We start from the raw sequence: 5,241 nt of genomic DNA, 5'->3' as shown, positions 1-5,241 counted from the left end.
CATTCCGATTCGGGTGCATGGGCTCTCCTTGCTGTATGACGCCTAACAGATATTATGCTGGCATCTTTATAAAATCAACAGCAAACATGGACAGGGAAAACGGTCTCGCTTGTTTTGCGGTTAATAGAAATCCAACTTCACTAATATGCTCCGGCTTAATCGCTGGCGCATTGGGTATTTTTCGGCCCCGAAACGTCGCTTGAAAATCAGCAAGCTCAAACCTTAATCGGTGTCGCTGACCAGCCTCAGTGCTAACTTCATGAAAATAATAAAGTCGCTGACCATTAATATTGGTCGCGACTCTAAACTGATAATGGTGGCCATCTCCTGCGATATCAACCGTAATTGCACCTATATCTGGGCTAAGTGGCTCTACAGTACGAAACGCTGAACTAAAACCACCATTGTTTGCAAGTGAGATATTGCCCGTAAATAGCACATGGTCTTGCTTAAATAAAAGCTGCCCCTGGGATTTCCCCCCCATCACCCCATCATTGCTTATTCGCCAATTGAATCGCTCTTGCTGCTCGGTAAAATATATCATAACAACTTGGGACTCCGCGTTATCTAATGTATCCAATTATAAATTGTCTTTGTCTGCTAACAAGCCTGCTACTTTTTTAAAAAATGCCTTGAGGGTATCTTCGTCTTTATAATCAAAATGGTAGGCACCGTGAAACAACAAGGTGATGGTTAAATCCTGATAACCTAACCAGCAGGTATAGCCGTCAAAATCGTAAGAAGCGCGGATACCAGAAAACTGATAAATACCATCCGCTTTACTGCCGTTAGTGATGATTAAATCAAATATCTGTAACAGGTTTTGCTTTTGCAGTCGGTTTATATCCATAACTACTCCATTACTGGAAAATAAGTACAAGTATGGTTTATTTAAACAGTTTATTAGATTAATGATTGGATAAATCAACAACCAATACTGTCTATTACAGTGTTTAGATACGAGCTAGAAAGGCAAAAGGATCATACATGGATGATCCTTAAGAGTTTGATGTTAATGCCGCCAGCTAATCGTTAGCTTTGTAATATCTGCAGTGGCAGAGCAAGTAATTCATCGCCCATACCGGCAAAGTACCAAATCACGCCAATCAGCGCGCCTACAGTCGCCATATACCAGATAGCCGAAAACAACTGGCCGTATTTATCCAGCGGTAATAGATGGCTCTGATGACGGCTACGCCATTCAAATATGATCTCGACGCTACCGATTAACAGCATGAAACCAAGCAGTGCTAGGCCTAAGCTATAGCTGATAAATATCCCCGCAACGGCACCTGCGATACAAGCCACCAGCCCGACGATACTGTTCATCGAAAAACTAATGCTTTTCAGGATATGACCACCATCGAGCGGTAGAATCGGTAACAGGTTAAAGAGATTTAGCAAGGCGTTAAAAGTGGCTAGTCCGGCAAAGAATATCTCCCCAGTAGCCCAGTAGGCGACAAGTGACAACAGCGACATAAGCAAGCCAAAAGTGGGTCCCATAATCGAGATCACCACATCTTGCCAACGGGTATTAATCTTATCATCGCCTAATGCCAAACCGCCCATAAACGGGATCAGGTAAATGCCTTTAGTCTTCATACCAAAGTATTTCATGGCTTTAACATGGCCGTATTCATGAAACACCAGACAAGCAATTAAGGCGAGCGCGAACTGCCATGAAAATAACCATGAATAAGCCGCTAGACTGGCGCCCGCCAACACGACCTTAATAACCTTGGCACTTTTCAATAGCTTTAACGCCAGCGAGCCTAAGCCAATTAAGCTAAATTTGGTCTTTACGGCAACCGGATGTTGCGGGGTTTGTCGTTCAATATCTTTGGTGTCGCGCTGGCCTTGGTTAATGAGCTGTTCGTTAACATACAGCGCATAATCGATTTTAAAGGGTTGCCAGAGCAGATCGGTGGTGAGCTTGACGATAATGTTAGCAGGAGCCTGCGATTCGAGAGCATCATCGTTATGCTGTATGAGTTCAAACTTATGGGTTTTACTGCCCTCATTATCACTAGAAGCGTTGATCACTGAGACGAGTTTGTCGCCCCAAAATACTTGTTGCCAGCCCGCTAAAGAGCCTTCCAGCCGTAGCGATTTGCCAAGGCAGTCAATGTTTAATAATTCCAAGTTAAGCCTTTGTATTTATGCGGCTGTGATGCCGAGTAAATAGAATTTAAGTTACTGCCGTGACAGCGTGTTTGTCGATGGCAGAGTATAACAAAAACTCACTTAGATCCAATTCGGCTTAGCGTAATAACACCAAGCCTTATCGGCATTTCTAACCGCCAGTTACAGCTTTACAATCAACTTACCTTTGTTTTCACCGGTAAAGAATAAGTTTAAACCACCAATAGAGGACTCTAAGCCTTCTAATACATGCGATCTGTGTTTAATTTTACCGGCCATTACATAAGGCGTTAGCTTTTCTAGCAATGCTGGAACTTGATGGAAATGATCTGGCATAGTGAAGCCTTGAATAGTAAGGCGACGTTTAATCACATTCAACCAGCTTGGACCAGGTGTTGGTACTTGCTTGGCGTAATCAGCGATTAAACCACATACCATCACGCGGCCATGTGGATTCATACGCTCAACAATTAAATTCTGGATCGCACCGCCGGTATTTTCAAAATACAAATCGATACCATCAGCGGCATGTTCTGCCAGTTGCGCGTCTAAATCGTCACTCTTGTAGTTAATCGCGGCGTCAAAACCTAATTCGTTAACAATCCAATCGGCTTTTTCGTCACTGCCAACCACACCAATTACTTTCAAGCCATCGGCTTTGGCTAGCTGGCCAACAATAGAGCCCACCGAGCCTGCGGCACCCGTGACAATAATAGTTTCGCCTTTTTTAGGTTTACCCACATTAAATAGACCTTGAGTCGCGGTTAATCCAGGTAAGGCAAAAATGGACAAGATTGCTTCATCTGGCAGTGGCGCGGTGACTTTATTCAAGCCTTGACCGCTGCTTAGGAAATATTCTTGCCAGCCCATCATGCCCATCATACGATCGCCGACTTTAAATTCAGGGTGGTTACTTTCGACAATTTCGCCGATGCCAGAACTACGCATCACATCGCCTAAGGCAACAGGTGGAATGTAGCTGTTAGTATCAGGGCTCATCCAGCCAAACATAGCCGGATCAAGTGACATATGGCTTTGCTTGACTAAAAACTCGCCCTCACCCACAGTTGGCAGTTGTTTTTGCACTACTTCAAATAGCTCTGCATTGATTGGACCGCCAGTTGGACGTTTAATAAGATTGATCGCTGTATATGTTGTCATGTGCTTGCTTCCTGTGAATGATATTGTCTGAAAGGTGATTAACTATGGGTCATTATTGCTCTATTTTAATGTAAGATATAGGTACTAATTAGCGAATGTTTATTGTCTTAAAGACAATAATGGCGATGAGAGTGAAATATGGACCAATTAAGAGCACTAAAGTATTTTGTAAAGGTGGTTGAGCATGGCAGTTTTAGTCAAGCCGCTGAATTGTTTTCAGTTCCGCCTTCATCGCTGTCGCGCAGGATCGCTGATCTGGAGAAAAGCCTCGGTGCCACGCTATTGAAACGCACCACCAGAGCGGTGAGCTTAACTGAAATAGGTCAAATCTATTACCAACAGGTCAGCGAGGTGCTGTCGTTATTAGCATACAGTGATGAGACAGTCAGAAATTATCAGGCGACACCGATGGGTGTATTGAATATCAGCTCGATGGTGGGTTTTGGTGAACGTATATTATTGCCGCTGTTAGACGAATTTAGAGAGCTCTACCCACAGATCACCTTAAACATAAGCCTGAGTGATGACTTATCGACGCTAGGTCGTGATGAAGTAGATCTGGCTATTCGTGGCGGCTATGCACCCGATGAACGCGTACTGGCTATAAAGTTGATGGATAATAACTTCATTGCCGTTGCCGCGCCCAGCTATTTAGAAACCTATGGTGTGCCCGTTAATGCCATGGAGTTAAAGCAACACAAAGGCCTGTATTTTAAAGCCCCGAATGGCCCTACCCCTTGGATCTGTGAAATCGATAATCAGTGGCAGGATGTTTCCGCCGAGCGGGTGTTAATCAGTAACAATGGTAAGTGGCTAGTAGAAAAAGCCGTTGCCGGATTAGGTATTTTACTGATGCCACGCTGGGCATTAAAACCGTATATTGAATCGGGTCAACTCACAGAGCTGACTATTACGCCAAGTATTAAGATCACGCAGCAGGCCAACTTGGGAGTGTTTTTGTTGTATCAAAAGCAGCGTTACCAAGTACCGAAAATAAAAGCCGCAGTGGACTTTTTAGTTGAGAGAGTAAAAGGAGTTTATTAGGGTTGGATACGAGCGGCACAAGGCGATGCTATTTTGCGACGCTCTTTGTGCGCTTGCTAGGCCTGCAAAGGACTAACTGTTACCATTTGCTATGCTTAGCCAACTCAGTTTCTAGCAAATGAACCATTTGTTGGCTCGCGTCGGTAACCGCTTCCCCAATCGTCTCCGCATGCTCGTTAATTGCAATTGGGCGTTCCCCCGCCAGTCTAACCTCCAGCAAACAGCGCTTGTCCACCGTGCCAGACTTGGCCGAGCTGTTCTCGTCACTTAAATGTACTTCAATGCGGGTGATCTGCTCACTAAAGCGGCTTAAGTCGGATCTCAAAACATCTTCGACACTTTGGGTCAGTTCATCTTGTCCGGATATATTCTTATCTGTATTGATCTGGATTTTCATGACAATGATTTCCTGTAATTTGAGTTTATGGTAGGCATAACAGCGTTAGTTTTGATTCAATAAATTTAAATTTCTGCGCATTTGTGTCTACGTCTGATTGATTTTAATATCATAGATATAGTTAAGAACACCAGTTAACGCAAACATAGCAATACAAAACTGATGCATACTTAGTATATGGAAATGGTTCATATACTAAGTATGCAGAAATTAATTAGAGTTATCGCCCAAACTATTGATAGACAGGAATGGCTTATATTTATAATCTTGATATTGCTTTATGTAATCATCAACTTTATACCCACGTGCACTTGGGTGGTTCGAATTTATAATAATTTTTTTATTATCACTGAAAATCACTGCTTTTCTAGGTACTTCGGAAATATTTTCTCTATAAAATTTTGATACAACTGGCCCACAACAAAAAATTAAATCTGGACTTAATGTTTATATTTGCCATTTTATGAAATCTTTATACGCGATCGCATGCTTAATAA

6 protein-coding genes are annotated in these 5,241 nt (G+C 42.9%); 1 reads left to right on the top strand and 5 read right to left on the bottom strand.

Annotated elements, in window-relative coordinates; all coding sequences use genetic code 11:
* Nucleotides 1-52: 52 nt before the first annotated feature.
* From QNK26_RS03075 to QNK26_RS03060, 4 genes are all read right to left on the bottom strand, one after another.
* A complete protein-coding gene (locus QNK26_RS03075; protein ID WP_319220795.1) occupies nt 53-580 on the bottom strand; it encodes a CIA30 family protein in 528 nt (175 codons plus the stop codon).
* Entirely contained in the window at nt 581-850 is a 270-nt protein-coding gene (locus QNK26_RS03070) for a DUF3081 family protein (protein WP_319220794.1), read from the bottom strand. It lies immediately after the preceding gene.
* A gap of 182 nt (nt 851-1,032) precedes the next feature.
* Nucleotides 1,033-2,142, bottom strand: a complete 1,110-nt coding sequence (locus tag QNK26_RS03065; RefSeq protein ID WP_319220793.1) for a site-2 protease family protein — start codon at nt 2,140-2,142, stop codon at nt 1,033-1,035.
* A gap of 162 nt (nt 2,143-2,304) precedes the next feature.
* Entirely contained in the window at nt 2,305-3,303 is a 999-nt protein-coding gene (locus QNK26_RS03060) for an NADP-dependent oxidoreductase (RefSeq protein WP_319220792.1), read from the bottom strand.
* A 138-nt stretch (nt 3,304-3,441) separates the two neighbouring features.
* Between QNK26_RS03060 and QNK26_RS03055 the strand changes: the two genes are divergently transcribed.
* Entirely contained in the window at nt 3,442-4,347 is a 906-nt protein-coding gene (locus QNK26_RS03055; protein WP_319220791.1) for a LysR family transcriptional regulator, read from the top strand.
* A gap of 79 nt (nt 4,348-4,426) precedes the next feature.
* Here QNK26_RS03055 and QNK26_RS03050 read toward each other — a convergent pair whose 3' ends face one another.
* On the bottom strand, nt 4,427-4,744 hold the full coding sequence (locus QNK26_RS03050; protein ID WP_319220790.1) for an HPF/RaiA family ribosome-associated protein: 318 nt from the start codon (nt 4,742-4,744) through the stop codon (nt 4,427-4,429).
* Nucleotides 4,745-5,241: the final 497 nt, after the last annotated feature.

This window comes from Moritella sp. (genome assembly GCF_033791185.1).
Taxonomy (GTDB): domain Bacteria; phylum Pseudomonadota; class Gammaproteobacteria; order Enterobacterales; family Moritellaceae; genus Moritella.
This window is presented reverse-complemented; position numbering and strand designations above follow the sequence as displayed.